Annotated in this window: 17 protein-coding genes, 1 tRNA gene and 2 pseudogenes; 11 read left to right on the top strand and 9 right to left on the bottom strand. The window is 72.1% G+C overall.

Translation table 11 applies throughout. The features are described 5' to 3' along the window. Positions 1–314, top strand: a pseudogene (locus ACLQ2R_RS38455) (phospholipid carrier-dependent glycosyltransferase); the annotation flags it as partial. On the opposite strand, the gene ACLQ2R_RS38450 reads toward ACLQ2R_RS38455, so the two are convergent. Continuing rightward, entirely contained in the window at positions 262–1,842 is a 1,581-nt protein-coding gene (locus ACLQ2R_RS38450) for a hypothetical protein (RefSeq protein WP_425966354.1), read from the bottom strand. The pseudogene ACLQ2R_RS38455 and the gene ACLQ2R_RS38450 sit on opposite strands and share 53 nt — an antisense overlap. A gap of 102 nt (positions 1,843–1,944) precedes the next feature. Here ACLQ2R_RS38450 and ACLQ2R_RS38445 point away from each other — a divergent pair, with 102 nt between their 5' ends. The 3 genes from ACLQ2R_RS38445 (at position 1,945) to ACLQ2R_RS38435 (ending at position 6,057) form a co-directional block, all read left to right on the top strand. After that, positions 1,945–3,213, top strand: a complete 1,269-nt coding sequence (locus tag ACLQ2R_RS38445) for a glycosyltransferase (protein WP_425966353.1) — start codon at positions 1,945–1,947, stop codon at positions 3,211–3,213. A 36-nt stretch (positions 3,214–3,249) separates the two neighbouring features. After that, positions 3,250–5,034 carry a methionine--tRNA ligase gene (gene metG / locus ACLQ2R_RS38440; protein ID WP_425966352.1) on the top strand — a complete coding sequence of 595 codons (1,785 nt, stop codon included), beginning with the start codon at positions 3,250–3,252 and terminating at the stop codon, positions 5,032–5,034. Positions 5,035–5,196: 162 nt separating this feature from the next. Then, on the top strand, positions 5,197–6,057 hold the full coding sequence (locus tag ACLQ2R_RS38435) for a TatD family hydrolase (RefSeq protein ID WP_425966351.1): 861 nt from the start codon (positions 5,197–5,199) through the stop codon (positions 6,055–6,057). Between the two features lie 30 nt (positions 6,058–6,087). Here ACLQ2R_RS38435 and ACLQ2R_RS38430 read toward each other — a convergent pair whose 3' ends face one another. Next, positions 6,088–7,545: a hypothetical protein gene (locus ACLQ2R_RS38430; RefSeq protein ID WP_425966350.1), complete on the bottom strand. Its 1,458-nt coding sequence runs from the start codon at positions 7,543–7,545 to the stop codon at positions 6,088–6,090. After that, on the bottom strand, positions 7,542–9,431 hold the full coding sequence (locus ACLQ2R_RS38425) for a serine/threonine-protein kinase (RefSeq protein ID WP_425966349.1): 1,890 nt from the start codon (positions 9,429–9,431) through the stop codon (positions 7,542–7,544). The genes ACLQ2R_RS38430 and ACLQ2R_RS38425 overlap by 4 nt, the downstream gene beginning before the upstream one ends. Positions 9,432–9,656: 225 nt before the next feature. Here ACLQ2R_RS38425 and rsmA point away from each other — a divergent pair. The 3 genes and pseudogenes from rsmA to ACLQ2R_RS38410 form a co-directional block, all read left to right on the top strand. After that, positions 9,657–10,496: pseudogene (gene rsmA, locus ACLQ2R_RS38420) on the top strand (16S rRNA (adenine(1518)-N(6)/adenine(1519)-N(6))-dimethyltransferase RsmA); the annotation flags it as partial. 341 nt (positions 10,497–10,837) lie between these two features. Continuing rightward, the gene (locus ACLQ2R_RS38415; protein WP_425966348.1) at positions 10,838–11,740 is read left to right on the top strand and encodes a 4-(cytidine 5'-diphospho)-2-C-methyl-D-erythritol kinase; all 903 of its coding nucleotides are present in this window, start codon (positions 10,838–10,840) and stop codon (positions 11,738–11,740) included. A gap of 269 nt (positions 11,741–12,009) precedes the next feature. Further along, on the top strand, positions 12,010–13,821 hold the full coding sequence (locus ACLQ2R_RS38410; protein ID WP_425966347.1) for an ABC-F family ATP-binding cassette domain-containing protein: 1,812 nt from the start codon (positions 12,010–12,012) through the stop codon (positions 13,819–13,821). A 171-nt stretch (positions 13,822–13,992) separates the two neighbouring features. On the opposite strand, the gene ACLQ2R_RS38405 is transcribed toward ACLQ2R_RS38410, so the two are convergent. After that, entirely contained in the window at positions 13,993–14,556 is a 564-nt protein-coding gene (locus tag ACLQ2R_RS38405; protein ID WP_425966346.1) for a MarR family winged helix-turn-helix transcriptional regulator, read from the bottom strand. Positions 14,557–14,613: 57 nt separating this feature from the next. On the opposite strand from ACLQ2R_RS38405, the gene ACLQ2R_RS38400 reads away from it, so the two are divergent. Continuing rightward, positions 14,614–15,378, top strand: a complete 765-nt coding sequence (locus ACLQ2R_RS38400) for a trans-aconitate 2-methyltransferase (protein ID WP_425966345.1) — start codon at positions 14,614–14,616, stop codon at positions 15,376–15,378. Between the two features lie 91 nt (positions 15,379–15,469). Here the strand turns inward: ACLQ2R_RS38400 and ACLQ2R_RS38395 are convergent, their stop codons facing one another. Beyond that, the gene (locus tag ACLQ2R_RS38395; protein WP_425966344.1) at positions 15,470–16,051 is read right to left on the bottom strand and encodes a hypothetical protein; all 582 of its coding nucleotides are present in this window, start codon (positions 16,049–16,051) and stop codon (positions 15,470–15,472) included. 219 nt (positions 16,052–16,270) lie between these two features. Between ACLQ2R_RS38395 and ACLQ2R_RS38390 the strand changes: the two genes are divergently transcribed. Beyond that, on the top strand, positions 16,271–17,743 hold the full coding sequence (locus ACLQ2R_RS38390) for a CHAD domain-containing protein (RefSeq protein ID WP_425966357.1): 1,473 nt from the start codon (positions 16,271–16,273) through the stop codon (positions 17,741–17,743). A 61-nt stretch (positions 17,744–17,804) separates the two neighbouring features. Here the strand turns inward: ACLQ2R_RS38390 and ACLQ2R_RS38385 are convergent, their stop codons facing one another. From ACLQ2R_RS38385 to ACLQ2R_RS38370, 4 genes are all read right to left on the bottom strand, one after another. Continuing rightward, positions 17,805–18,737 carry an NUDIX hydrolase gene (locus ACLQ2R_RS38385; RefSeq protein WP_425966343.1) on the bottom strand — a complete coding sequence of 311 codons (933 nt, stop codon included), beginning with the start codon at positions 18,735–18,737 and terminating at the stop codon, positions 17,805–17,807. Next, positions 18,730–20,793, bottom strand: a complete 2,064-nt coding sequence (locus ACLQ2R_RS38380; RefSeq protein WP_425966342.1) for an RNA degradosome polyphosphate kinase — start codon at positions 20,791–20,793, stop codon at positions 18,730–18,732. Before ACLQ2R_RS38380 ends, ACLQ2R_RS38385 begins: the two co-directional genes overlap by 8 nt. 62 nt (positions 20,794–20,855) lie before the next feature. Then, complete coding sequence (locus ACLQ2R_RS38375) at positions 20,856–21,977, bottom strand: TetR family transcriptional regulator (protein WP_425966341.1); 1,122 nt, start codon at positions 21,975–21,977, stop codon at positions 20,856–20,858. 404 nt (positions 21,978–22,381) lie between these two features. Further along, a complete protein-coding gene (locus tag ACLQ2R_RS38370) occupies positions 22,382–23,326 on the bottom strand; it encodes an acyl-CoA desaturase (protein ID WP_425966340.1) in 945 nt (314 codons plus the stop codon). 309 nt (positions 23,327–23,635) lie between these two features. On the opposite strand from ACLQ2R_RS38370, the gene ACLQ2R_RS38365 reads away from it, so the two are divergent. Together ACLQ2R_RS38365 and glmU are read left to right on the top strand one after the other, a co-directional pair. Continuing rightward, positions 23,636–23,710 (top strand) — tRNA-Gln (locus ACLQ2R_RS38365). A gap of 163 nt (positions 23,711–23,873) precedes the next feature. After that, positions 23,874–25,328, top strand: a complete 1,455-nt coding sequence (gene glmU / locus ACLQ2R_RS38360; RefSeq protein WP_425966339.1) for a bifunctional UDP-N-acetylglucosamine diphosphorylase/glucosamine-1-phosphate N-acetyltransferase GlmU — start codon at positions 23,874–23,876, stop codon at positions 25,326–25,328. The last annotated feature ends 41 nt before the right edge of the window (positions 25,329–25,369 follow it).

Here is a 25,369-nt window from a genome sequence, read left to right as displayed (position 1 = left end):
GAGCCGTCCTGCTCGCCTACGCCGCCGGATGGCTGCCCTGGTTCTACTACGCCCTGGCCGACAACAGGACCATGTTCTTGTTCTACGCGATCACCATGGTGCCGTTCATGATCCTCGCGCTGACCATGGCCGCCGGCCTGATCATCGGGAGGGCGGGCGCCACGCCCAACCGCAGGGCGGTCGGCGCCGCGGTCGTGGGCGCCTTCACCCTGCTGGCACTGGTCAACTTCTGGTGGCTCTACCCGGTGCTGGTGGCCGAGGTCATCCCGCACTCGCAGTGGTGGGCGCGGATGCTGTTCCGCGGCTGGGTGTGAGGGCCTCCGGCGCGTCCGGCGCGGCGGGGGCCGGTGCGGCGGCGGGCCGGGAGAACCCGCGGCGCAGCGAGATCGCCGCCGCCATGCAGGCCAGCGGCACCGCGGGCAGCAGGTAGCGGTAGTCGAACTCCGCCGTCGCCGCCGGGGCCAGGATGAGCCCGAACGCCGCCAGCCACGGCAGCAGCACGGCCCCGCCCAGCCTGCGCCAGCGCACCACCACCCCGGCCAGGCCGACCAGCAGCAGCGCGCCGATCACGATGCCGGGCACCCGGACGACCCGCTGGTAGCCCTGCAGGAAGGTGGCCCACGGGTCGCTGAGGTCGGTGCCGATCACGCGCGGCTTGTCCTGGATCCGCGCGATCCGCAGGCCCGGGTCGTACGCGCGCGCGTCGGTGTCGGTGCTGCCCCGGTACGACGACCAGGCGGGCAGCACCTTGTTCGTCGCCGGGAACTCGTACTGCAGGTAGGTCTGGGTGTCGGGGAACCGCGGCCGGCCCCAGTGGAAGGCGCGGAGGAAGTCGCCGGCCACGGTGCCGAGATAGTCCAGGGGCTGGGACAGGATCGCCCGCTGGGCGAACGCGCCCGCGGTCTTGTTCATCTCCGGCGTGAACGTGCTGCCCACCCCGAAGGCGTGGAAGCGCTGGCCGTTCTGCGCCCACCAGAGGTACTTCTGCCCGAACTGCCCACGCTCCCGCGGCGGCACGCTGATGCACAGCAGCGCCAGCTCCAGCTCCTTGCGCGGGTCCACCCCCATCTTCGTGCAGTCGGCGAAGAGCGCCGTGCGCATGTAGAGGATCGCGCCGTCGCTGTTGGTCATCGCGACGTTGCCGTGCGCCGAGGCGAACCAGGCCATGTAGCCGGTCACCGGGAGGGCGCACGCGATCACCATCGCCGCGATCGTCCTCCAGGCGGTGCGCTTGACCATCAGGTAGACCACGACCAGCGCGAGGATCGGCAGCCCGATCGACCGGGTCAGGGCGGTGAGGGCCAGCAGCAGCCCGACCACCGCGCCGAGCCGCCACGACATCCGCCGGTGCCAGAGCACCAGCGTGATCACGCCCACCACCAGCAGCATGAACATCGCGTCGGACATGATCAGGTGTTCGAGCTGGATCTGGTACGCGTCGAACAGCACCGGCACCGCGGCCAGCGTCGCCCCCCAGCCGGGCAGCCCGAACCTGGCGCGCAGCAGGGCGTAGACCAGGGTCGCGATGCCCAGGCCCATCAGGTGCTGGACGAAGGTCACCAGCGCGAAGCTGTGCAGCGGCCTCAGCGTCAGCAGCAGGAAGGAGTAGCCGTTCGGGCGCAGGGCGCTGGGCCGGCTCGGGTTGACGGCCCCCGAGACGTACTCGTAGGAGTCGTTGAACCACAGGGCCGGGCCGTAGCCGAGCATGGTGACCACACGCAGCAGGAACGCCAGCGCGAGGGCGGCCACGAAGAGACGATGCCGGTACAGGAAGGCTCGCAGGCGAGCGCCCCGCTCGGGCGGAAGAGCGTCCAGGCGAGGGCGGTCGGTGACGGTCACCATGCATTACAGGATGCCAGCCCGTTTCAGGGAGTTGACCCGGCCACCCTCTCGCAGAGGGCATCATGGTGAGATTGAGCTGTGCCGCGAGTGAAGGGTTGAGACGTGGAACTGACCGTGGTCATGCCTTGCTTGAACGAGGCGGAGACCGTGGAGACCTGCGTACGCAAGGCACTCGCCTGCATGCGGGAGCACGGGATCGACGGGGAAGTCCTGATCGCCGACAACGGCAGTACGGACGGCTCCCAGCAGCTCGCCCGCGAGGCCGGGGCCCGCGTCGTGCACGTCGACGCCAAGGGGTACGGCAATGCGCTGATGGGAGGCATCCGCGCCGCCCGGGGCCGTTACGTGATCATGGGAGACGCCGACGACTCCTACGACTTCACCGGGCTGCTGCCGTTCGTCGAGCAGCTCCGCGACGGGGCCGACCTGGTCATGGGCAACCGCTTCAGGGGCGGCATCGCGCCGGGCGCCATGCCCCCGCTCCACCGCTACCTGGGCAACCCGGTGCTCTCCTTCGTCGGGCGGCTGTTCTTCCCCAGCGCGATCGGCGACTTCCACTGCGGCCTGCGCGGCTTCCGGCGCGACTCCATCCTGCGGCTCGGCCTGCAGACCGGCGGCATGGAGTTCGCCAGCGAGATGGTCGTCCGCTCCACCCTGTCCGGGCTGGACGTGCGCGAGGTGCCCACCACGCTCTCGCCCGACGGCCGCTCCCGCCCGCCGCACCTGCGCTCCTGGCGGGACGGCTGGCGCCACCTGCGCTTCCTGCTGCTCTACAGCCCGCGCTGGCTGTTCTTCATCCCCGGCCTGGTCGTGATGACCCTCGGCCTGGTCGCGGGCGCCGCCCTGACCTTCGGCCCGGTCTACATCGGCAAGCTCGCCTTCGACGTCGACACCCTGGTCGGCGCCTCCGCCATGGTGGTGATCGGCTTCCAGGCGGTGCTGTTCGCCCTGTTCGCCAAGGTCTACGCGGCCGAGGAGGGCTTCCTGCCGGAGAGCCGGCGGGTGCGCAAGCTCGTCGACATCGTCTCCCTGGAGAAAGGGCTCGTGGTCGGCGGCCTGCTGGCCCTGGCGGGCCTGGCGGGCCTGGTGGCCTCACTGGTCCACTGGCAGACGCGCAGCTTCGGCCCGCTGATCCCCTCGGAGTCGCTGCGCCTCGTCGTGCCCTCGGCCACCGCGCTGATCGTGAGCTTCCAGACGATCTTCGCGGCCCTGTTCATCAGCATCCTGGGCATCCGGCGTACCAAGGAGACCCCCATCGACGTGGCCGCCTCCGCCGCCGAGGAGGCCGCCGAGGCCGTCAGCCGGGCCGCCGCGGGCGATCCGGCCGACGTCCCGGTGAGCGTGGGCGACCTGGAGAGCGACAAAACCTGAGCGAGGTCCGAGCCGACGTCCCTTAGGCTTGACACCATGTCCCAGCACATCCTGACCGCGGTCGCCTGGCCCTATGCCAACGGCCCCCGCCACATCGGGCACGTATCCGGATTCGGCGTGCCGTCCGACGTCTTCAGCCGCTACCAGCGGATGGCGGGCAACAAGGTCCTCATGGTGAGCGGGACCGACGAGCACGGCACCCCGATCCAGGTGCAGGCCGACAAGGAAGGCCTCACCGCGGGGGAGCTCGCCGACCGCTACAACCGGGTGATCGTCGAGGATCTCCAGGCGCTGGGTCTCTCCTACGACCTGTTCACCCGGACCACCACCGAGAACCACTACGCGGTGGCGCAGGAGATCTTCACGGGGCTCCACGCCAACGGCTACATCTTCCCTCAGACCACCATGGGCGCCATCTCGCCCTCCACCGGCCGCACCCTGCCCGACCGCTACATCGAGGGCACCTGTCCCATCTGCGGCTACGAGGGCGCCCGCGGCGACCAGTGCGACAACTGCGGCAACCAGCTCGACCCGGTCCAGCTGATCAACCCGGTCAGCAAGGTCAACGGCGAGACGCCGGTCTTCGTGGAGACCGAGCACTTCATGCTGGACCTGCCGGCGTTCGCCGAGGTCCTGGCGTCGTGGCTGACCTCCAAGGAGGGCGACTGGCGGCCCAACGTGCTGAAGTTCGCCCTCAACATGCTCGGCGACATGCACCCCCGGGCGATCAGCCGTGACCTCGACTGGGGCGTGCCGATCCCGCTGGAGGGCTGGAGCGACCAGGCCAACAAGCGGCTCTACGTCTGGTTCGACGCGGTCGTGGGCTACCTCAGCGCCTCCATCGAGTGGGCCCGCCGCTCCGGCGACCCCGAGGCGTGGCGCGCGTGGTGGCAGGAGCCCGACTCCCTGGGCTACTACTTCATGGGCAAGGACAACATCGTCTTCCACGCGGAGATCTGGCCGGCGATGCTGCTCGGCTACAACGGCCAGGCGGCCCGCGGGGGCGAGCCGGGCTCGTTCGGCGCGCTGAACCTGCCCTCCGAGGTCGTCTCCAGCGAGTTCCTGACCATGGAGGGGCGCAAGTTCTCCTCCTCCCGCCAGGTCGTCATCTACGTGCGCGACTTCCTGGAGCGCTACGACGCCGACGCGCTGCGCTACTACATCGCGGTGGCCGGCCCGGAGAACCAGGACACCGACTTCACCTGGTCGGAGTTCCTCAACCGCAACAACGGCGAGCTGGTGGCCGCCTGGGGCAACCTGGTGAACCGGTCGATCTCGATGGCCGCCAAGAACTTCGGGGTCGTGCCCGAGGCGGGCGAGTTCACCGACGCCGACCGGGTGATGCTGGAGCGCAGCCGCTCGGCCTTCCCCAAGGCCGCGGCCGAGTTCCACCACTGCCGGTTCAAGAACGCGACGAACGAGGCGTTCGAGGTCATCCGCGAGGCCAACAGGTACCTGGCCGAGCAGGAGCCCTGGAAGATCAAGGACAACCCCGAGCGGGTGAAGACCATCCTGCACGTGGCGCTGCAGGTGGTCGACGACGCCAAGACCCTGCTGACCCCGGTGCTGCCCAACTCCTCGAACAAGATCTACGCGATGCTCGGCGGCACCGGCGTCTGGTCGGGCATGCCGGAGATCCACGAGGTCACCGACGACGACGGCCGGACCTACCCGATCATCACCGGCTCCTACGAGGGCGACGCCGCGCGCTGGGAGTCGATGCCGATCCGGGTGGGCTCCCCGCTGGCCCCGCCCACCCCGCTGTTCGCCAAGCTCGACCCGAAGATCGTCGAAGAGGAGCTGGCCCGCCTGGCGGAGTGACGTCCGGGCGGGGCCCCAGGCCCCGGCCGTACCGGCGACGAACGATCACGGCCCGCCCGGCACGTCCCGGGCGGGCCGTGCCCGTGGTGCGGGTCGCCGGGGGCGGCCCTCGGCGACGGGGGCCGGTGCGGGCCGTCCCGGAGTCTCGATAGGTTGGGCGGCGTGAGCGCCACGAAGCTTCCCGCCGCCCCCGAACCCCTCCCGGCAGAGGTGTTCGACAGCCACTGCCACCTGGACATCATGGTGGGCGACCGCAAGGCCTCCTCGGGGGACCCGGTCGCCCAGGCGGCACAGGCGGCCCGGGCCGGTGTCGAGGGCATCCTCGACGACGCCCGCGCCGTCGGGGTGACCCGGCTCGTCACGATCGGCTACGACCTGCCGTCCTCGCGCTGGAACGCCGAGACGGCCGCCCTGCACGCCGACGTGTACGCCGGGGTGGCCGTCCACCCCAACGAGGCGCACTCCGCGACGCCGGAGACCCTCGCCGAGATCGAGGAGCTGGCCCGCCTGCCGCACGTGCGGGCGGTGGGCGAGACCGGGCTCGACTACTACCGCGACTGGGCCTCCAGGGAGGACCAGCACGCGAGCTTCCGGGCGCACATCGAGATCGCCAAGCGGACCGGCAAGGCACTGGTGATCCACGACCGCGAGGCCCACGACGACGTGCTGCGCGTGCTGGCCGACCAGGGCGCCCCCGAGGTCGTGGTCTTCCACAGCTTCTCCGGCGACGCCGGCATGGCGGAACGGTGCGTCGACGCCGGCTACTTCATGTCGTTCTCCGGGCCGGTCACCTACAAGAACGCCGGATACCTGCGCGAGGCCGCCCGCGTCGCACCCCCCGAGCTCATCCTCGTCGAGACCGACGCGCCCTACCTGCCGCCCACGCCGCACCGGGGCAAGCCCAACGCGCCCTACCTCATCCCGCTCACGCTGCGCTGCCTCGCCGACGTCAAGGGAATGGACGTCGCCGCCCTCGCCGCCGCCGTCAGCGCCAACGGGGAGAACGTCTTCGGCTCCTGGTGAGCGTCCCGGCCCGAGGCCGCGGAAACGGGATCAGCCCACGGTGGAGCCGAACTCGACGGGGGCGGCACCGTCGACGTCCGGGATCCTGCCGGTGCCCGGCGCGAGCACGAGCCCCTCGGCGTCGTTGCGGCCCAGCAGGACGACCGCTCCCGAGCCCGCCCGGTCGGGGGCGCCGACGACCAGCCGGTTGCCGCTGAAGCCCACCGACCGGCCGAAGTGGTCCCCGGCCCCGCCCTGGGCGATCATGCGTCCCGGCGTCCCGTCGCCCACCGTCACCAGGTGCACGCCGCCCTTCTGGTCCTTGCCGTCGAAGGGCACGCCCACGGCGAGCCTGACGCCCCCCTCGGCGTTGAGGGCCAGCGACATCCCGTACCCGTCGCCCGTGGCGTTCCCGGTGTCCTGGTGGAGGGTGGCCGCCGTGGTGAGCTCCAGGGAGCTGGAGGCCTGGAAGAGCTGGACGAGCCCGGTGTCCGGCACGCCCCCGCCGTCACCGAGCGGGGCGCTCACCGCGAGGTAGCCGACGTCGCCCTGCTGGGCGTAGGACATCGCGTACCCGAACCGGTCGTCCTCGTCGGTGTCGGCGACCTCGCGCAGGTCCCACTTCCTGCTCCTGTACGTGTCCCGTTCCCGGTTCACGTCGAAGACCACCGCGATCGATCCCGAGTCGCGCTTGCCCCCGCCGCTCTGGCGGCCCGCCCCGTCGTCGTTCTCGTACGGGGCACCGACCGCGAGGTCGAGATCGCCCGCCTCGCCGCCCAGCCTGCCGATCGCCAGCGACCAGCCGAACATGTCGCCGTCCTCGCCGTTGCCCGGGACGCCCCCGGTCTCCTGGGAGACGCGCCTGCCGGGGCCGGGCGCCGAGACGTCGAACACGTAGGCCGCGCCGGAGTCGGTCACGCCGTCGGCGTCCTCGTGCGGGGCGCCCACCGCCACCAGGGACGCGCCGGAGGTCACGGACCAGCCGAAGTGGGCGTCGGCCTCCGGCTCGGGGGCGACCAGCCGAACCGTCCTGCCCGCCGGGCCGCCGTAGATCACGTAGACCGCTCCCGCGTCCTTGCGGCCCCCGACGTCCGTGTACGGCGCGCCGACCAGCAGGTCGGCGCATCCGTCGGCGTTGATCTCGGCCAGCCGCACCGACCAGCCGAACCCGTCTCCCGCCCCGGGCGTGGGCGCGGTCACGACCTTTCCTCTCTCGCCGCGGCTGAACAGCACGTGCACGGCCCCGGCGCCCGCCGCCCCGCCGGGGTCGGTGAACGGGTCACCGGCGGCGGCGTCGTCGACACCGTCCCCGTCGAAGTCGCTCGTCCCCGTCCCGGAGCAGTCCGTGGGCGAGGCCGGGGCCGGGACGACGGCCGCCGCGCCGGCCGGGGCCGCCGGGACGGCGGTCAGGGGAGCGGACGAGGTGGCGGCCGAGGCGGTCAGGGGGGTCCCGGCCGGTGACAGCACGGCGACCGCGGTCGCGGTCAGGACGGCGAGCAGCGGTCTCACGAGAACCTCACCTCCACGTCGGAGCCCCCCTTGATCACCACGCCGGTCAGCTTCGCGGGCCTGCGGGAGGGAGGCAGGTCGTACACGAGGACGCCGTCCGCGCGGGCCCCCGGGGGCAGGGTGGACGGCAGGCCCGTCGAGGCCCTGTGGGCCTGGTGGGTCGCGCCACGGTCGTCCTGGAGGGTGAGCGGGGCGGGGGCGAGCGAGACGGTCTCCCCGCCGGTGTTGACCAGCGTCCAGGGGATCGTGCAGAAACGCCCGCGTTCCGGGGTGGTCCCCTGGTAGGAGGTCAGCTCGCAGGCGGGGGAGCGCGTGATGATCAATTCTGGGTCCTTGACGCGGGCGCCGGTGGCGATCCGGTGGCCCACGTCGCTGACGGCGGTGCCTGCGGTGCCGGCGAGGTCGCCGCGCGCGGTTCCCCCCGACCTGGTGGTACCGGTGTTCAGCAGTACGACGACCGTGACGACCAGCGCCGCGAGCGCGGCCAGCCCGGCGAAGAGCCAGCGCCTGCGGGGCGCTGTCCCGGTGGAGCCCGCCCTCTCGCCGTCCGGCGCGTCCGGGCCGGCCGCGGGCGGGAACGAGGGACGCGGCGGCGGGGTGGAGGAGCGGCCCTCGCTCCCTTCCCCGGCCCGGTTCTGGAAGGGGCCGGCGAACGAGTACGAGGGCGACGTCGAGGAGTCGACGCGCGTCGCGGGGGACGAGGGGGGCGAGGCCGGGGCGGGTGCCGTGGCCGGGTCCGCGGCCACCGGCGGCGTTCCCGGCGCCCCCGACGTCCCCGGCTTCGTCGGTGACGCGGACGGTGTCGTCGCCGGCGGGAGGGTCACCGGCGGTGGGACCGGGGGGCGGGCCGGGGGCAGCGGCCTGCGGCTCGTGAACCTGGAGGGCACGGGCGTCGGCGCCGTGGCCGGGTCGTCGAACCCCGCGTCCAGGTTCAGCGCGCTGAGGGTCTGGGTGGAGTCGGGTTCCACGTTGGAGGGCGGCAGCCACGACTCGTTCAGCAGGTCGGTGGCGATCAGGGTGGGCGGGTCGGCCGGGAGCGGGGCCGGCGCGGCGGGGGCCGCGATCTGGCCGCCCACCAGGGCGATCAGCAGGTCCTGGGCGCTGGGCCGCCGATAGGGGTCCATCGCGGTCGCCAGCCGCACCAGGTCGTTCAGCGGGGCCGGGAGCGCGCCCAGGTCCGGCGGGGTGTTGAGCAGCCGGGTCGCCATCGTCATCAGGTCGCCCCGCCCGTAGGGGTGGCGGCCGTTGCCCGCGTACGCGACCAGGCAGCCCCAGGCGAAGATGTCGGCGGCCGGGGTGATCTCCAGGCCGCGGACCTGCTCGGGGGCCCACCAGCCCGGGCTGCCGAGCACCTCGCCCGAACGGGTGAAACTGTGCGTGGAGTCCAGCGCCCTGGCGATACCGAAGTCGATCACCCGGGGTCCCGACATGGACAGGATCACGTTGGCGGGCTTGAGGTCGCGGTGCACCAGCCCGGAGACGTGGATCGCGGCCAGCGCCGCCGCCACCCCCAGCGCCACGCCGTGCAGCGTCCCGGCCTCCAGCGCTCCGTGCCCGGAGATCTGCCGGGAGAGCGGCGTGCCCGCGATGTACTCGGTGACCATGTACGGCCGGCCGTCGTCGGCGGTGCCGTTGTCCAGCACCTGCGCGGTGCAGAAGGACGCCACCCGCCGCGCGTTCTCGACCTCCGCGTGGAACCGCGACGCGAAGCCCTCCTCGATCGCGAACTCCGCCTTCACGACCTTGAGCGCCACCGGCCGCCCGGCCGGGGCCAGCGCCAGGTAGACGGTCCCCATTCCGCCCTCGCCCAGGCGGCCGAGCAGGCGGTAACTCCCGATCTGCTCGGGGTCGGCGGGCCGTAACCCTTCGACGCCGGGCTGGTTCACGTCCTCTTCACCGGGAAGGGTCCCTTCCTCGCCGTTGGTCCCGAGTAGGGCAACGTTATCCACAACGGAACCTCTCGTGTTCCATCACACGTTCGTGCCGGGGCTTCCGTGCGGGAAACTTGTCGGATGGCATTGGAGAGCGACCTTGGCTGATCGAGGCGGACGAGCAGGGGAGCGCGGCGGACCGGCGGGTGCCGGATCCGTGGCGTCGTACGAGGAACAAGCATGAGCCTTCTCGGTCCAGCGGAAATACGTACTTTGGCGGATACGCTCAATATCCGCCCCACGAAGAAGCTCGGCCAGAACTTCGTGATCGACGCGGGCACGGTCCGCAAGATCGTACGGGTCGCCGGGCTCGACCCCGGCGACGTCGTCATCGAGGTCGGCCCGGGGCTGGGGTCGCTCACGCTCGCGCTGCTCCCCGAGGCCCGCCGGGTCATCGCGGTGGAGATCGACCCCGTCCTCGCCGCCCAGTTGCCGCTGACCGTCGGCAGGCACGCGCCCGACCTGGCCGACCGGCTCACCGTGGTGCTCGCCGACGCCATGCGCGTCCTGCCCGCGGACCTGCCCGCGGAGAGGCCGACCGCGCTGGTGGCCAACCTGCCCTACAACGTGTCCGTCCCGGTGGTGCTGCACCTGCTGGAGACGCAGCCCTCGCTGCGCAAGGTCCTGATCATGGTTCAGGCCGAGGTCGCCGACCGGCTGGCCGCCGCCCCGGGCTCCAAGGTGTACGGCATCCCCTCGGTCAAGGCCGCCTGGTACGCCGACGTCCGCAGGGCCGGGCCGGTGGGCCGTACGGTCTTCTGGCCGGTTCCCAACGTCGACTCCGGCCTGGTGGCGATGACCCGGCGGGAGCCGCCCAGCACCGTGGCCACCCGCCGGGAGGTCTTCGCGGTGGTGGACGCGGCCTTCGCGCAGCGCCGCAAGACCCTCCGCGCGGCCCTCGCCTCCTGGGCGGGAGGCGCTCCCGCCGCCGAGCGGGCGCTGCGGGCGGCGGGGATCGACCCGTCGGCGCGTGGTGAGCAGCTCACCGTGGAGGACTTCGCGCGCATCGCCGAGAACCGCGTGACCGAGAACCGCGTGACCGAGGACGGTGCCGGGAACGGCGGCGCCCGGCCCGGCGGTGCCGAGGACGACGCCCGGCCCGACGACGCCCGGCCCGACGACGCCCGGCCCGACGGTGCACGGAACGACGACGCCCGGCCCGACGGTGCACGGAACGACGACGCCCGGCCCGGCGCTGCCGGGAACCGCGGTGCCGGCGACCGTACCGGTGAGGGGGATTTGACCTGATCAGCCCGCCGACAGCGGTACATGGGTGATTCGTCGATCCGTCTGCGTGAGCGGTGAGGGAGACCGTTACGATTTGTCGTCGTGACCAGTGAGCGAGCCTCCGTGAGGGACGCATGAACTCCGTGACCGTCCGCGTGCCCGCGAAGGTCAACCTGCAGCTGGCCGTCGGGCCGCTGCGGGACGACGGCTACCACGACCTCGTCAACGTCTTCCACGCCGTCTCGATCTTCGACGAGGTCACGGCCACCGCGGAGACCGGGATGAGCGTCCGGGTGGAGGGCGAGTCGGCCGACCAGGTGCCCGAGGACGGCGACAACCTCGCGATCAGGGCCGCGTCCGCGCTGGCCGGTCACGCGGGCCGCTCGTACGGGGTGAACCTGGTCATCCGCAAGGCGATCCCGGTGGCGGGCGGCATGGCCGGGGGCAGCGCCGACGCCGCCGCGGCCCTGGTCGCCTGCAACGAGCTGTGGGGCCTGGGCCTGCCGCTGGAGGACCTGATGGAGATCGCCGCCGACATCGGCAGCGACGTCCCGTTCGCCCTGCTCGGCGGTACGGCCGTCGGCACCGGCAGGGGGGAGCGGCTGACCCCGCTGGAGGTGTCGGGCACCTTCCACTGGGTGTTCGCGTTGGCGGAGGGCGGCCTGTCCACCGCCACGGTCTACGCCGAGTGCGACCGCCTGCGCCGGGCGACCGGTGAGCAGACCCCCTGGCCCCGCGTCTCCGAGCCGCTGCTGGCCGCGCTCCGCGCCGGGGACGCCGAGGCCCTCGGCGCCGGCCTCGGCAACGACCTGCAGCCCGCGGCGGTGATGCTGAAGGGCTCCCTGGCCCGCACCCTGGCGGCGGGACGCGAGTACGGCGCCCTCGGCTCGCTGGTCTCCGGTTCCGGGCCCACCTGCGCCTTCCTGGCCGGGTCGGAGGCGCACGCGGGCGAGCTGGCCGCGTCGCTGAAGGAGGCGGACGTGGCACGTGACGTGATCGTCGCCCACGGCCCCGTCCCCGGCCCGGTGCCGGCGTAGCCGATCCTGCCGGGCCTCCGATCCTGCCGGGCTTGTCCGGTCCTGCCGGGCCTGTCCGGTCCCGCCGGGTCGGGCGGCGCCGCCCCAGCCCTTCGTGTCGTCCCGGGCCCCTGCGTCGTCCCAGCCCTCCACGTCGTCCCGGGCCCCTGCGTCGTCCCAGGCTCCCCGCGTCGTCCCGGGCACCCGCCCGGCCCGGTCACGCCCGGTGACGTGGGCCGTCCCCCGGGGCGGGGGCCTCGCCGGCCGGGAGCGGATACGCTTGTGTCGCGATGAATCTGGTCAATCTTGAGTCGGTCTCCCACTCCTACGGTCCCAAGCCCCTGCTCAGCGACGTCTCCCTCGGCATCGAGGCGGGTGACCGCATCGGTGTGGTCGGCCGCAACGGCGGCGGCAAGACGACCCTGATCTCGGTGATAGCCGGTGATCTCAAGCCCAACGGCGGGCGGGTCACCCACAACCGAGGGCTCCAGGTGGGGTCGCTCTCCCAGGGGGACGATCTCGATCCGGCCCGGCCGGTGCGCGACATCGTCCTCGGTGAGCGGCCCGAGCACGAGTGGGCGGGGGACGCGGGCATCCGCGAGATCCTGGCCAGCCTGCTCGGTGACATCGACCTGACCGCGCTCGCCGGGAGCCTGTCGGGCGGTGAGCGGCGCCGTACCGCCCTGGCCAAGCTGCTCATCGACGAGCACGACCTCATCATCCTGGACGAGCCCACCAACCACCTCGACATCGAGGCCATCGACTGGCTGGCCAGGCACCTGGCGGGGCGCAGGACCGCGCTGGTGGTCGTCACCCACGACCGGTGGTTCCTGGACGCGGTCTCCACCAGGACCTGGGAGGTCGTGGACGGCACGGTCGAGCGCTACGAGGGCGGGTACGCCGCGTACGTGCTGGCCAAGGCCGAGCGCGCCCGGGTCGCGGCCTCCACCGAGGCCCGCCGCCAGAACCTGATGCGCAAGGAGATCGCCTGGCTCCGCCGGGGCCCGCCCGCCCGTACCTCCAAGCCCAAGTTCCGCATCGACGCCGCCCAGGCGCTGATCGCCGACGAGCCGCCCGCGCGGGAGAGCGTCGAGCTGGTCAAGTTCGCCGCCGCCCGGCTGGGCCGCACGGTGTACGACCTGGAGGACGTCACCCTGCACGCCGGGGGACCTGGCCAGGGGCCGCTGGTGCTGGACCACACGACCTGGCAGTTCGGCCCCGGCGACCGGGTCGGCCTGATCGGCGTGAACGGGTCGGGCAAGTCCTCCCTGCTGCGGCTGCTCGCCGGGACCGTACGGCCCGACTCGGGCAGGCTGGTGCAGGGCAAGACGGTCCGCCTGGCGCACCTGTCGCAGGAGCTCGGCGAGCTCGACCCGGACCGCCGGGTGCTGGAGACGGTCGAGGAGGTCCGCAAGTTCATCCAGGTCGGCAAGAAGGAGTGGACCGCCTCCCAGCTGCTGGAGCGCCTCGGCTTCAAGGGGGACGCGCAGTGGAAGGTCGTCGGCGACCTCTCCGGTGGCGAGCGCCGCCGCCTGCAGCTGCTCCGCCTGCTGATGGACGACCCCAACGTGCTGCTGCTCGACGAGCCGACCAACGATCTCGACATCGAGACGCTCAACGAGCTGGAGGACCTGCTCGACGGCTGGCCGGGCACGCTGATCCTGGTGAGCCACGACCGCTACTTCCTGGAGCGGGTCACCGACAAGACCGTGGCGCTGCTCGGCGACCACCGGCTGTCGATGCTCCCCGGCGGGGTGGACGAGTACCTGGCCCGGCGGGCCTCGGGTGCGGCGCTGTCCGCGCGGGCGGCCTCGGGCGCGATCTCGGGCACGGCCACGGCGATCTCCTCCACCGCGGCCAGGGAGTCCGGCCCCGGCCTGTCGGCGCGCGACGAGCGCGACCTGCGCAAGGAGCTCTCCCGCCTGGAGCGCCAGCTCCAGAAGCTGGACGGCCGCCAGGCGAAGCTGCACGCGTCCATGGCCGACGCCGCCGCCGACTACGGGCGGCTGGCCTCGCTCGACGCAGAGCTGAAGGAGATCGTCGCGGAGAAGGACGCGATCGAGAGCGAGTGGCTGGAGCTGGCCGACCGCCTGGGCGAGTGAGTCCTCCGGCGGCCGGCGCGCTCCGCGAGTCGCCGGCACGCGCGCGGATGATCGGCGCGCTCCACGGATGACCGGTGTACTCCGCGAGCGGTCGGTGTGCCTCGCGGATGATCGGCGCGCTCTGTGGGCGGCCGGTGTGCTCCACGGACGATCGGCGCGCTCCGCCGGCGGTCAGTGCGCCCCGGAGTCGCCCGCGTCGAAGGGGACGAGCAGCGTGCGCAGCAGGTCCGACAGGGTTCGCCGCTCGCGCTCGCCCAGGCCCGAGAGGAGTTCGCGCTCGCGGCGCAGCAGGTCGGCGAAGGCGCCGTCCACGCGCGTACGCCCGGCGTCGGTGAGCGAGACCAGGACGCCGCGCCGGTCCTCGGGGTCGGGGCGCCGCCTGACCAGCCCGGCCGCCGCCAGGCGGTCGATCCGGTTGGTCATCGTCCCCGACGTCACCAGCGTCGCGCGCAGCAGCGCCCCGGGGCTCATCTCGTACGGCTCCCCGGCCCTGCGCAGGGCGGTGAGCACGTCGAACTCCCAGGTCTCCAGGTCGTGCTCGGCGAAGGAGGCCCGGCGGGCGCGGTCGAGGTGGCGGGCGAGCCGGGAGACCCGGCTGAGCACCTGGAGCGGCTCCACGTCCAGGTCGGGCCGCTCCTGGCGCCAGGCGGCGACCAGCAGGTCGACCTCGTCCGTCGTGGTGTCGTCGAGCCCGTCGTCGGACCCGGCGTCGCGGTCGGCGTGGTGCAGGCTCATGGGGCCGAGTCTATCTCTCTTGACATCGAGATATCTTCCCGGGTATCAATCGTCTTGATGTCAAGAGACCTGTGGGACCCGGCTGTCTACGGCCGCTACGCCGACGAGCGGGCGCGCCCCTTCTTCGATCTTGTGAACAGGATAGCCGCGCCGGGCCCGGCCCGGGTGGTCGACGCGGGCTGCGGCACCGGCGAGCTCACCGCCCAACTCGCCGGGCGCTGGCCGGACGCCCGCGTCCACGGGTTCGACTCCTCGCCCGCCATGATCGCGAAGGCTCCGGCGGGCGGCTCCGTGACCTTCTCCGTGGACGACGTCACCCGGTGGCGCCCCGAGACGCCGGTGGACGTGATCGTCTCCAACGCCGTCCTGCACTGGGTGCCCGGACACCGCGAGCTGCTGCCGCGCTGGGTGGAGGCGCTCGCCCCCTCCGGCTGGCTCGCCTTCCAGGTCCCCGGCAACTTCGACGCCCCCAGCCACGCCCTGGTCCGCGAGCTGTGCCTCACCACCTGGCGCGACCGGCTGGGCGACCTGGCTCCAGGCTCGCCGGTCGACGACCCGGCCGGATACCTGGACCTGCTCACCGGCCTGGGCTGCCGCGTGGACGCCTGGGAGACCACCTACCTGCACGTGCTCCCCGGCGAGGACGCCGTGCTCGGCTGGATCACCGGGACCGCCCTGCGTCCCATGCTCGACCGGCTGGACCCCGGTGAGTCGGCGCGCTTCCTCGCCGACTGCGCCGCGTCGCTGCGCACCGCCTACCCTCCCGGCCCGTACGGCACCGTCTTCCCCTTCCGCAGGATCTTCGTGGTCGCCCGGAAGTGACCTCCGCCGAGAGGTGAGTCGCCGGCGGGCACGTCCGATCGGCTCGGACAGCCCCTCCTGGGGCTTCCGCGGCGACCGGCCTCGATCGACCTCACGTCTCCCGGGTACGGGGCGTCCCCTCGGCCAGGATCCGGGCGGGTTCGGTGGCGGGCCAGGTGAAGGTGAGGGAGCCGCCGACGGGGAGGCGGTTCCAGAGGGGGGCCAGCCGGTCGAGGCGGGCCAGCACCCGCTTCACGGCGGCCTCGTCCTCCGGCGTCGTCGTCTGGGGCCTCAGCCACGCGGGCCGCTCCGCGGGCGGTCCGTGGTGTCGTTTCCACGCCACGTGGCACAGGCCGGTGAGGCGTTCGGAGAGGGCCATGTCGCCCTGGCCCCGCTGGTCGTCCTGGCGGAACCGGTCCTCGCGCCTGAGCAGCCTGCGGCGCTGCCGGCGCCGCTCACGGTGGTCGAGGTCGTCGTCGCCGCCCAGGACGAAGCCGCCGCCGCCACCTCTGGCGGCCCGGCCGAAGACGCCGGAGGCCAGTCCCAGCTCCGCCTCCACGGTGTAATGGATCATGTCGTGCGGGATGTGGTCGTCGTATCCGGGGGCCGGGTCCATCCACAGGGGTGTCCGGCCGGGCAGGGAGACGACGACCCCGTAACGCCGTTCGCCGGTGCGTTTGAAGGTCACGTCCACACCGCCACGGTAAGGCCGGTCGTCGTCCCGGTCATCCGGTTATCCACCCGCCCGGTTCTTCCGGGCCTGCTCGCCCGTCCTGGCGCGCGGATCCTCCTCTCGGCTCGCGGTTCATCGGGTATGTGCGTCCGATTCCGGTTCCTGGACGGATGAAGGGGCATCTATGAGTACTGCGAAGACGTACGGACATCTGTGGAATTCAGGGGATGACCTGTGGCGATGGAGATCGAGGACAAGTTCGACGTACCGGCGGAGTACCAGGTGCCGGATCTCGGCGGCCTGCCGGGATCGACCGAGGTCGTGGGCCCCAAGACCTACCAGCTGGTGGCCCTCTACTTCGACACGCCCGATCTGAGGCTCGCCGCCAGGGGCATCACCCTGCGCCGGCGCAGGGGCGGCACCGACCCGGGCTGGCATCTCAAGCTCCCCAAGGCCAAGGGCGCCCGGCAGGAGATCGTCCACCCGCTGACCCGGAGCGCCAAGATCGTTCCCGCGGAGCTGGCGGACCTGGTGCTCGCCTACACGCGGGGCGTGCCGCTGGCGCCCATCGCCGAGCTCGACACCCGCCGCGCCGTCACCACGGTGGTCAACGGCGCGGGCATCCGGCTGATCGAGGTCGCCGACGACCGGGTCAAGGGCACCGTGCTCGGGGGGACACCGCACGTCGAGCGCTGGCGCGAGGTCGAGGCCGAGATCATCGAGGGCGACGAGAAGCTGCTCAAGAAGGTCGGCAAGCGGCTGACCAAGGCCGGGGCCGTCCCCGCCGACGCGGCCAGCAAGCTCGCCCGCCTGCTCGGCGCCGCCGGAGCGGTCTCCGAGCAGCCCCGCGCCGAGGCGGAGCCGGGATCGGCGGGCGAGGTCGTCCTGTCCTACCTCACCGCCCAGGCCGGCGCGCTGCTGGCGCAGGACCCCCGGGTCCGCAAGGCCGAGCCGGACGCCGTGCACCAGATGCGCGTCGCCGCCCGGCGGCTCCGCAGCGCGCTGAAGTCGTTCAAGACGATCGTCAAGGGGACGGAGAACGTCCAGGAGGAGCTCAAGTGGCTCGGCGGGGTCCTCGGCGAGGCGCGTGACCTGGAGGTCGTCCGCGACCGGTTCGCGAGCAGGCTCGACGCGCTGGACGGCGCCCTGATCGTCGGCCCGGTCAGGACGCGCCTCAGCTCCGACCTGCTGGACGACGAGCACGAGGCCCTCGACCGGATCAGGGACGTCCTCGGCGGCGAACGCTACTTCGCCCTGCTCGACGCCCTGGACGACCTGGTCGCCACCCCCGTGCTCACCAAGGCCGCCCGCGAGCCCGCCGGCACCCTGGACGCCGTCGCCGCCAAGAGCTGGCGCAGGGTCACCCGGGCCTACGGCGCCGCCCAGGCCAAGGAGGACGCCGCCGAGCGCGAGCACGCCATGCACGACGTGCGCAAGGCGGCCAAGCGGGCCCGGTACACCGCCGAGGTGATCGGCATGACCCGGATGGCCAAGCTGGCCGAGGCCGTCCAGGAGGTACTGGGCACCCACATGGACGGCGTCGTCGCCCAGGAACGGCTCGCGGCCGAGGCGGGGAACGCCCGCCGGGCCGGGGAGGACACGTTCACCTACGGCGTGCTGACCGGGCTGGAGCGCGCCGGGGCCGAGCGCGCGCACGAGGAGTTCCCGCGGGTCTGGGAGGAGACCTCGGAGGCCGTCGCCAGGCTCCTGTGACCTCCCCGGGCCTTCCGGGGGTCTCCCCGGCCTCGTCGACCGAGGAGGCCGGGGGTCCTCGTCAGGTGAGGTAGGAGTCGGCGGCCACCACGCGGCCGCCGGTGTGGTGCAGCACCGTGAACGCGCCCTTGCGCGGCTTCCCGTCGCCCAGGCCGCCCCCCGCCACGGCGTCCCCCGCCCCGAGCCGGTCGCCCGCGGCCGCGGCCGCGTCCACGATCCCGGAGATCAGCTCGGGAAGGATCTTGCCGTGGCCGCAGAGCGCCACGGGCCGTTGCGAGGTCAGGGCCTCGGCGGCCAGGCGCAGGCAGGCATCGGGGTCGTAGCGGCCCTCCGACAGGGCGGGCTCCAGCCGGATCGGCAGCCCGGACCGCTCGGCGTACGGCTGCAGGGTCCGCACGCAGCGCACGCTGGGCGAGGTGACCAGCTCCTCCGGGCCGAAGGCACCGAGCACGGCCGCCAGCGTCTCGGCCTGCCTGCGGCCGTGCTTGTCCAGCGGACGGTCGTCGTCGTCGCCCTTCCAGTCCCGGCGGCTGCCGGCCAGGGCGTGCCTGACCAGGACCAGCGGGGTGGTCGCCGGCGAGACCGCTCCGAACGCGCGCAGCAGCGCGGCGTCCGCCTCGTAGCTCAGGCGCCTCGCGGCCTCCGCCGCCGGCAGCCAGAGCACCTCGTCCACCTCGTCGTTCGCGGTGAAGGGCCCCTCGGCGACCATCCTGGCCACCCAGTGGTCGACGCGCTTGGGCCGGCCGCGATGGACGTAGCGGCTCGGCGGCAACGACCGGCCGAGCTCCACGGTCAGTCCGGTCTCCTCGGTCACCTCGCGCAGCGCCGCCGCGATCACGTGCTCGCCGCGCTTCAGCTTCCCCTTGGGGAACGACCAGTCGTCGTAGGCGGGCCGGTGGACGATGGCGACCTCGGGGGCGCCGGGGGAGTCGCGCCACACCAGTGCCCCGGCCGCGCGGATCAGGTCGTCCGGCTCGCGGCCTCTGTCAGTCATCGATCGTCCTCCACCGGCGCGTGCCGATCAGATAGGTCTGCAGGTCGTCACCGGGGTGGCGGGTCCAGGTCCCGTCCGGGTTGAGCCACCAGGTGGCGGTCCCCTCGGCCATGGCCCGGTCCAGCAGGTCGCTGAGGTAGTTCCGCTGCTGCTGGCTGGAGACCTTGACCAGCGCCTCCACCCGGCGTTCGATGTTACGGCGCATCATGTCGCCGCTGCCGATCCAGATCTCCGGGCGGCGCCCGTACCCGAACTCGTAGATCCGCGAGTGCTCCAGGAAGCGGCCCAGCACGCTCCTGACCCGGATGTTCTCCGACATGCCCGGGACGCCGGGCCGCAGCGTGCACACCCCCCGCACCCACAGGTCGACCGGCACGCCGGTGTTCGAGGCCCGGTAGAGGGCGTCGATGATGGGCTCGTCGACCAGGGAGTTCGTCTTCATCCTGATGCTGGCCGGGCGGCCGGCCTCGTGATGGGTGATCTCCCGCTCGATCCTGGCCAGCAGCCCGCCGCGCAGCGAGTGCGGGGCGACCAGCAGCCGCCGGTAGGCGGAGTGGTTGGAGTAGCCGGTCAGGTGGATGAACAGGTCGGTGACGTCCTCGCCGACCAGCCGGTCGGCGGTGAGCAGGCCCAGGTCCTCGTACAGCCTGGCGGTCTTGGGGTTGTAGTTGCCCGTGCCGATGTGGCAGTAGCTGCGCAGCTCGCCCGAGGGCTCCTGCCGTACGACCAGGGCCAGCTTGCAGTGGGTCTTCAATCCCACGACGCCGTAGACCACGTGGCAGCCGGCCCGTTCCAGCTTGCGCGCCCAGGTGATGTTGGCGTGCTCGTCGAACCTGGCCTTGATCTCCACGACCACCACGACCTGCTTGCCGGCCTCGGCGGCGTCGATCAGCGCGTCCACGATCGGCGAGTCGCCGCTGGTGCGGTAGAGCGTCTGCTTGATCGCCAGTACGGCCGGATCGGCGGCGGCCTGCTCGATGAACCGCTGCACGCTGGTGGAGAAGGAGTCGTAGGGGTGGTGCAGCAGCACGTCCCGCTCGCGCAGCACCGCGAAGATGTCATCCTCGACGTGCACGACCTCGGCGGGGACGAAAGGGCGGAAGCTGAGCTCGCCCCTGTCCAGGTCGGCGATCGCGTGCAGCCCGGTCAGGTCCAGCGGCCCCGGCAGCCGGTAGATCTCGTGGTCGGCCACCCCCAGCTCGTCCACCAGGAGCTCCAGCACCTCCGGGGTGATGGTCTCCTCCACCTCCAGCCGCACCGGCGGGCCGAAGCGGCGCTTGAGCAGCTCGCGCTCCAGCGCCTGCATGAGGTTCTCGGTGACGTCCTCGTCGACGTCGAGGTCCTCGTTCCTGGTCACCCGGAAGACGTGGTGCTCGACGATCTCCATGCCCTTGAAGAGCTGCCCGAGGTGGGCGGCGATCACGTCCTCCAGCGGGACGAACCGGTTGGTGGACGCGGTGACGAAGCGGGGGAGCTGGCTGGGCACCTTGACCCGGGCGAAGACCGTGTTGCCGGTGGACGGGTTGCGCACGGTCACGGCCAGGTTCAGCGACAGGCCGGAGATGTAGGGGAAGGGGTGGGCGGGGTCGACGGCCAGGGGGGTCAGCACCGGCCTGATCCGCTCCCGGAACAGCTTGCGCATCTCGGTGCGCTCGTCGCGGCCCAGGTCGTCCCAGCGCACGATCTCGATGCCCACCGCGCCCAGCTGCGGGCAGATCCGCTCGTAGAAGCAGGCCGACTGCCGCTGGGCCAGACCGTTGGCGATCGCCGCGATCCTGGCCAGCTCCTCGCTGGGCTTCAGCCCGCTCTTGGTACGCAGCAGCAGGCCGGTGGCCATCCGCCGTTTCAGCCCGGCCACCCGCACCCGGAAGAACTCGTCCAGGTTGCTGGCGAAGATGGCGAGGAACCGCACCCGCTCCAGAAGCGGCAGGGACGGATCCTCCGCCATCTCCAGAACGCGCTGGTTGAACTGGAGCCAGCTCTCCTCCCGGTTCAGGAAGCGATCCTGTGTCGGGGGGAGCCCATCGGGTGCGGGTTGGGTGGGTTCAGCGGACATATGACCAGAATGCCCGCTTTGGTTGAACAGAACGTTAACTTCGGCTCAACGGGCGTTGTTGCTTACCCACTTGCCTGGATCTTTGCCCGCTCCTGGCCGACGTCCCCGGCCCGCGCGACCTCGCCACGCCCGGCCGCCCTGGACTCCTTCGGCCGCGCCCTCTCCTGCTCCTTGAGCTCGCGCTCGTGGATCTTCTCCTGCTCGCGCAGGTCGCGTTCGCGGGCCTTCTCCTGCTGGCGCAGGTCGCGCAGGCGGATCTTCTCCTGCTCGCGGGCGGCCTTCTCGGCCTCGCGCCGCTCGCGCTCACGGGCCTTCTCCTGCTCGCGCAGGTCGCGCAGACGGGTCTTCTCCTGCTCGCGGGCTAGTTTCTCGGCCTCGCGCCGCTCGCGCTCATGGGCCTTCTCCTGCTCCTTGACCTCCCGCTCGCGGGCCTTGGCCAGCTCCCGCACCTCCTTGTCCGTACGGGGCGGCGGCTGAGGCTCGGGACGCGGGCGCTCCCGGGGCGAGGCCGGCGACGGCTCCCCGGCGCGCTGCGGCGCCGGGCGCTGCTCCAGGTCGCGCGAGGCCGAGGTCAGCCGAGGGGTCGGGGCCAGGCCCGTCAGACCGTTCCACGCCAGGTTCACCAGGTGCGCGGCGACCTCCTGGCGCGGCGGCGTGCGCACGTCCAGCCACCACTGACCGGTCAGTGCCACCATGCCCACCAGCATCTGGGCGTACATGGGGGCCAGGGTGGAGTCGTAGCCGCGCTCGACGAACTCGTCGACCATGACGTCCTCGACCTGGCTGGCGATGTCGTTGATCAGGCTGGCGAAGGTGCCGGTCCCGGAGGCGGCGTGGGAGTCGCGGACCAGGATGCGGAACCCCTCGCTGTTCTCCTCCACGTACGCCAGCAGGGCCAGGGCCGCCCGTTCCAGCTTGATCAGCGAGTGCGAGGCGGACAGGGCCTCGGTCACCATGGCCAGCAGCTTCTGCATCTCGCGGTCGACGACGACCGCGTACACGCCCTCCTTGCCGCCGAAGTGCTCGTAGACCACCGGCTTGGAGACGTTGGCGGTCGCCGCGATCTCTTCCACCGAGGTGCCGTCGAATCCCTTCTCCGCGAAGAGGGTCCTGCTGATCTGGATCAGCTGTTCCCGGCGTTCCTTACCTGACATGCGCCGACGGGGTTCACTCACGGTTCTCATAATGACCTGTCTATGGCGACGCTAGCGCGTCGCGGTGAGTCCGCTCAGACCCAGCTCCTTCCCTCGTCGGAAGGGGTCGTTCGTTCCTCACGACCCCTTCCTCCTCAGTCCAGTCGCCGGCGCGGACTCACGGGGAGTCCCACCGGAAAAAGGTTGGGGCTTCAGGGCGGTCGACGGTGTGGCCTCGGGGCGAGGAGGTTCGGAGAGCGGCCGGGGCGCGGAGGTGCGAGAGCACAGGGCACGGCAGGAGCACGGCGGCACGGGCCGTGTCGTGGCGGCGGCCATGGCGCGATGGGGCCGGTGTCGCGGTGGGCGCCATGGCGGGGAGGAGGGCGCGTTGTGGTGGCGCCGGTGAATGTGGATTCCTGGAGGGCCGGGCCGGGCCGGGGGGCCCGGGCCGGGGGTCAGGTGGTGGCGATGCGCTTGGCGGCGAGGCGTTCGGGGGTGGGCCAGCGGACGTCGTAGGCCCAGCCGGCCTTCTCGAACATGCGGATGACGCCGGCGCTGAGGTCGATCTGCCCCTTCAGGGCGCCGTGCCGGGCGCAGGTGGGGTCGGAGTGGTGCAGGTTGTGCCAGGACTCCCCGAAGGAGGGGATGGCCAGCCACCACACGTTGCGCGACTTGTCGCGGGACTCGAAGACCTCTTCGCCGAAGACGTGGCAGATCGAGTTGATCGACCAGGTCACGTGGTGCAGCAGGCCGATCCTGACCAGCGTGCCCCAGAAGAAGGCGGTCGCCGCGCCCCACCAGGACCAGGTCAGCAGGCCGCCCAGCAGGGCGGGCGCGACGATGGTGGTGATCGCCAGCACGGGGAAGAGCTTGTGCAGGCGGACGATGTCGGGGTCCTTGACCAGGTCGGGGGCGTACTTCTGGCGGTTGGCGCGGTCGGTCTCGAACAGCCAGCCCATGTGCGCCCAGAACAGGCCCTTGGAGACGGCCAGGAAGCCGGTGCCGAAGCGCCACGGCGAGTGCGGGTCGCCGTCCTTGTCGGAGAACTTGTGGTGCTTGCGGTGGGTGGCCACCCAGTCGAGCACCGACATCTCCATCGCGAGGCTGCCGGCGATGCCCAGGGCTATCTTCAGCGGCCGCTTGGCCTTGAACGAGCCGTGCGTGAAGTGGCGGTGCAGGCCGACGGTGACGCCCAGCCCGGTGACCACGTAGAAGACGCCCGCGATCGCGACGTCCGACCAGCCCAGCCCCCAGCCCCAGGCGAACGGGATCGCCACCAGCAGGGCGATCAGCGGGGCGCCCACGACCACGCCGAAGGTGAGGATCTCGGGCAGGGTCTTCCGCTCGGGGTCCACGTCGGATTTGGGTCCTTGAGCAGGACGTTCTTCGATGACGGTCATGCGCTACCTCGCGGTGACTCGGGAAAGACAGAACTCATGCGGCTACGCCACCGTAACCTACGCCATCGTAAGTTAGGAATGCGTGAGGGCCGAAAGTTGGAAGACGACTCTTCGGGCCGATGCCGTATCTGGTCCACCTCGACTTCTACCCGCCCTCACCCCACTAAACGGGAGCGCGCCGTCGCGGGGCGTCCGGACCGGTTCGGAGCGGGGGGAGACGGGAGCGCAAACGGGGCGCGTTCGACATGGAAGGCTCTGTATCGTAGGGGGGCCGGGCGTGCGGGCCCTCCGTCCCGATCGCCTGGCCGGTCCGGCATTGGGTAATTGGCAGCCCGCAAGGTTTTGGTCCTTGTTGTCCAGGTTCGAGTCCTGGTGCCGGAGCCATCCCCTCTGTCTGATTTATCGACCCGCCTGGTCGGCTGGGTCGGTTCCAGGGGGGAGAGGTATCCTCACGTTGTCGAGCAGGTGACGGCGCCGTGCCCCGGGGATGGCCATCCGTCATCGCGTTTCGTCATGTCTCAGCCGCGACGCCGAGGGAGCCTCGTCCGTGAGTGTGCCGCGCCCGGCAGCCGTCATCGTCCTCGCCGCAGGTGAGGGCACCCGGATGAAGTCGAGAACACCGAAGATTCTTCATGAGCTGTGCGGCCGCAGTCTGGTCGACCACATGCTCACCGCCGCCAGGGGGCTCGAACCCGAACGGCTCATCATCGTCATCGGCCACGAGCGGGAACGGGTCCAGGCGCACCTGGCCGGTACCGGCCCCGACGCCCAGGTCGTCGTCCAGGCCGAGCAGAAGGGCACCGGCCACGCGGTCAGGACCGTCCTGGAGACGGTGGGCGCCATCGGCGGCACCGTGCTGGTGACCTACGGCGACACGCCGCTCCTGCGCACCGAGACCCTGGCCGCCCTGCTGGAACGGCACGGCGAGGACGGCAACGCCGTCACCGTGCTGACCGCAGAGGTCCCCGATCCGCACGGCTACGGCCGGATCGTCCGCGACGACTCCGGGGCGGTCCTGAAGATCGTCGAGGAGAAGGACGCCGACCCGCGGGAGCGGGAGATCAGGGAGATGAACTCCGGCGTCTACGCCTTCGACGGCACCCTGCTGGCCGACGCCGTGAAGCGGGTGTCGGCCTCCAACGCCCAGGGCGAGGAGTACCTCACCGACGTCCTGGCGATCCTCCGCGAGGACGGGCACCGGGTCGGCGCGCACATCGCGGCCGACCACGTGGAGGTGGAGGGCGTCAACGACCGCGTGCAGCTCGCCTTCGCCCGCGGGGTGCTCAACGCGCGCCTGCTGGAGGCGCACATGCGCGCCGGGGTCACCGTGATCGACCCCGCCACCACCTGGGTCGACGTGGACGTCGTCGTCGAACCCGACGCGGTGATCCATCCCGGCACCCAGCTGCACGGCCGTACCCGCGTCGGCGAGGGCGCCGAGATCGGCCCCGCCACCACGCTCACCGACACGGTCGTCGGCGAGGGCGCGCTGGTCCGCAACGCCGTCTGCGTCGAGGCGGAGATCGGCCCCGAGGCCCTGGTCGGTCCCTACGCCTACCTGCGGCCCGGCACCGTGCTGGCCCGCAAGGCCAAGGCCGGGACCTACGTCGAGATGAAGAACGCCCGGGTGGGCGAGGGCGCCAAGGTGCCGCACCTGAGCTACGTGGGCGACGCCACCATCGGAGCCGGCGCCAACATCGGCGCTTCGGCGATCTTCGTCAACTACGACGGGGTGAACAAGCACCACACGACCGTGGGCGAGCACGCCTTCGTCGGGTGCGACACCATGCTCGTCGCGCCGGTCAGCATCGGCGACGGCGCCTACACGGCCGCGGGTTCGGTCATCGACACCGACGTCCCCGCCGGGGCCATCGGCGTGGCCCGCGGGCGGCAGCGCAACATCGAAGGGTGGGTCGCGCGCAGGCGCGCGGGCACCAGATCGGCCAAGGCGGCGCTGGGCGCCACCGAGACCGGGAAACGGCAGGGGAGCCAGAGTGAGTGAGCGAAGCGAGCGGCCCGGCGGTCACGGCGGCGGCATCGCGC

Source organism: Streptosporangium sp. DT93 (assembly GCF_049844535.1).
Classification (GTDB): domain Bacteria; phylum Actinomycetota; class Actinomycetes; order Streptosporangiales; family Streptosporangiaceae; genus Streptosporangium.
This window is presented reverse-complemented; position numbering and strand designations above follow the sequence as displayed.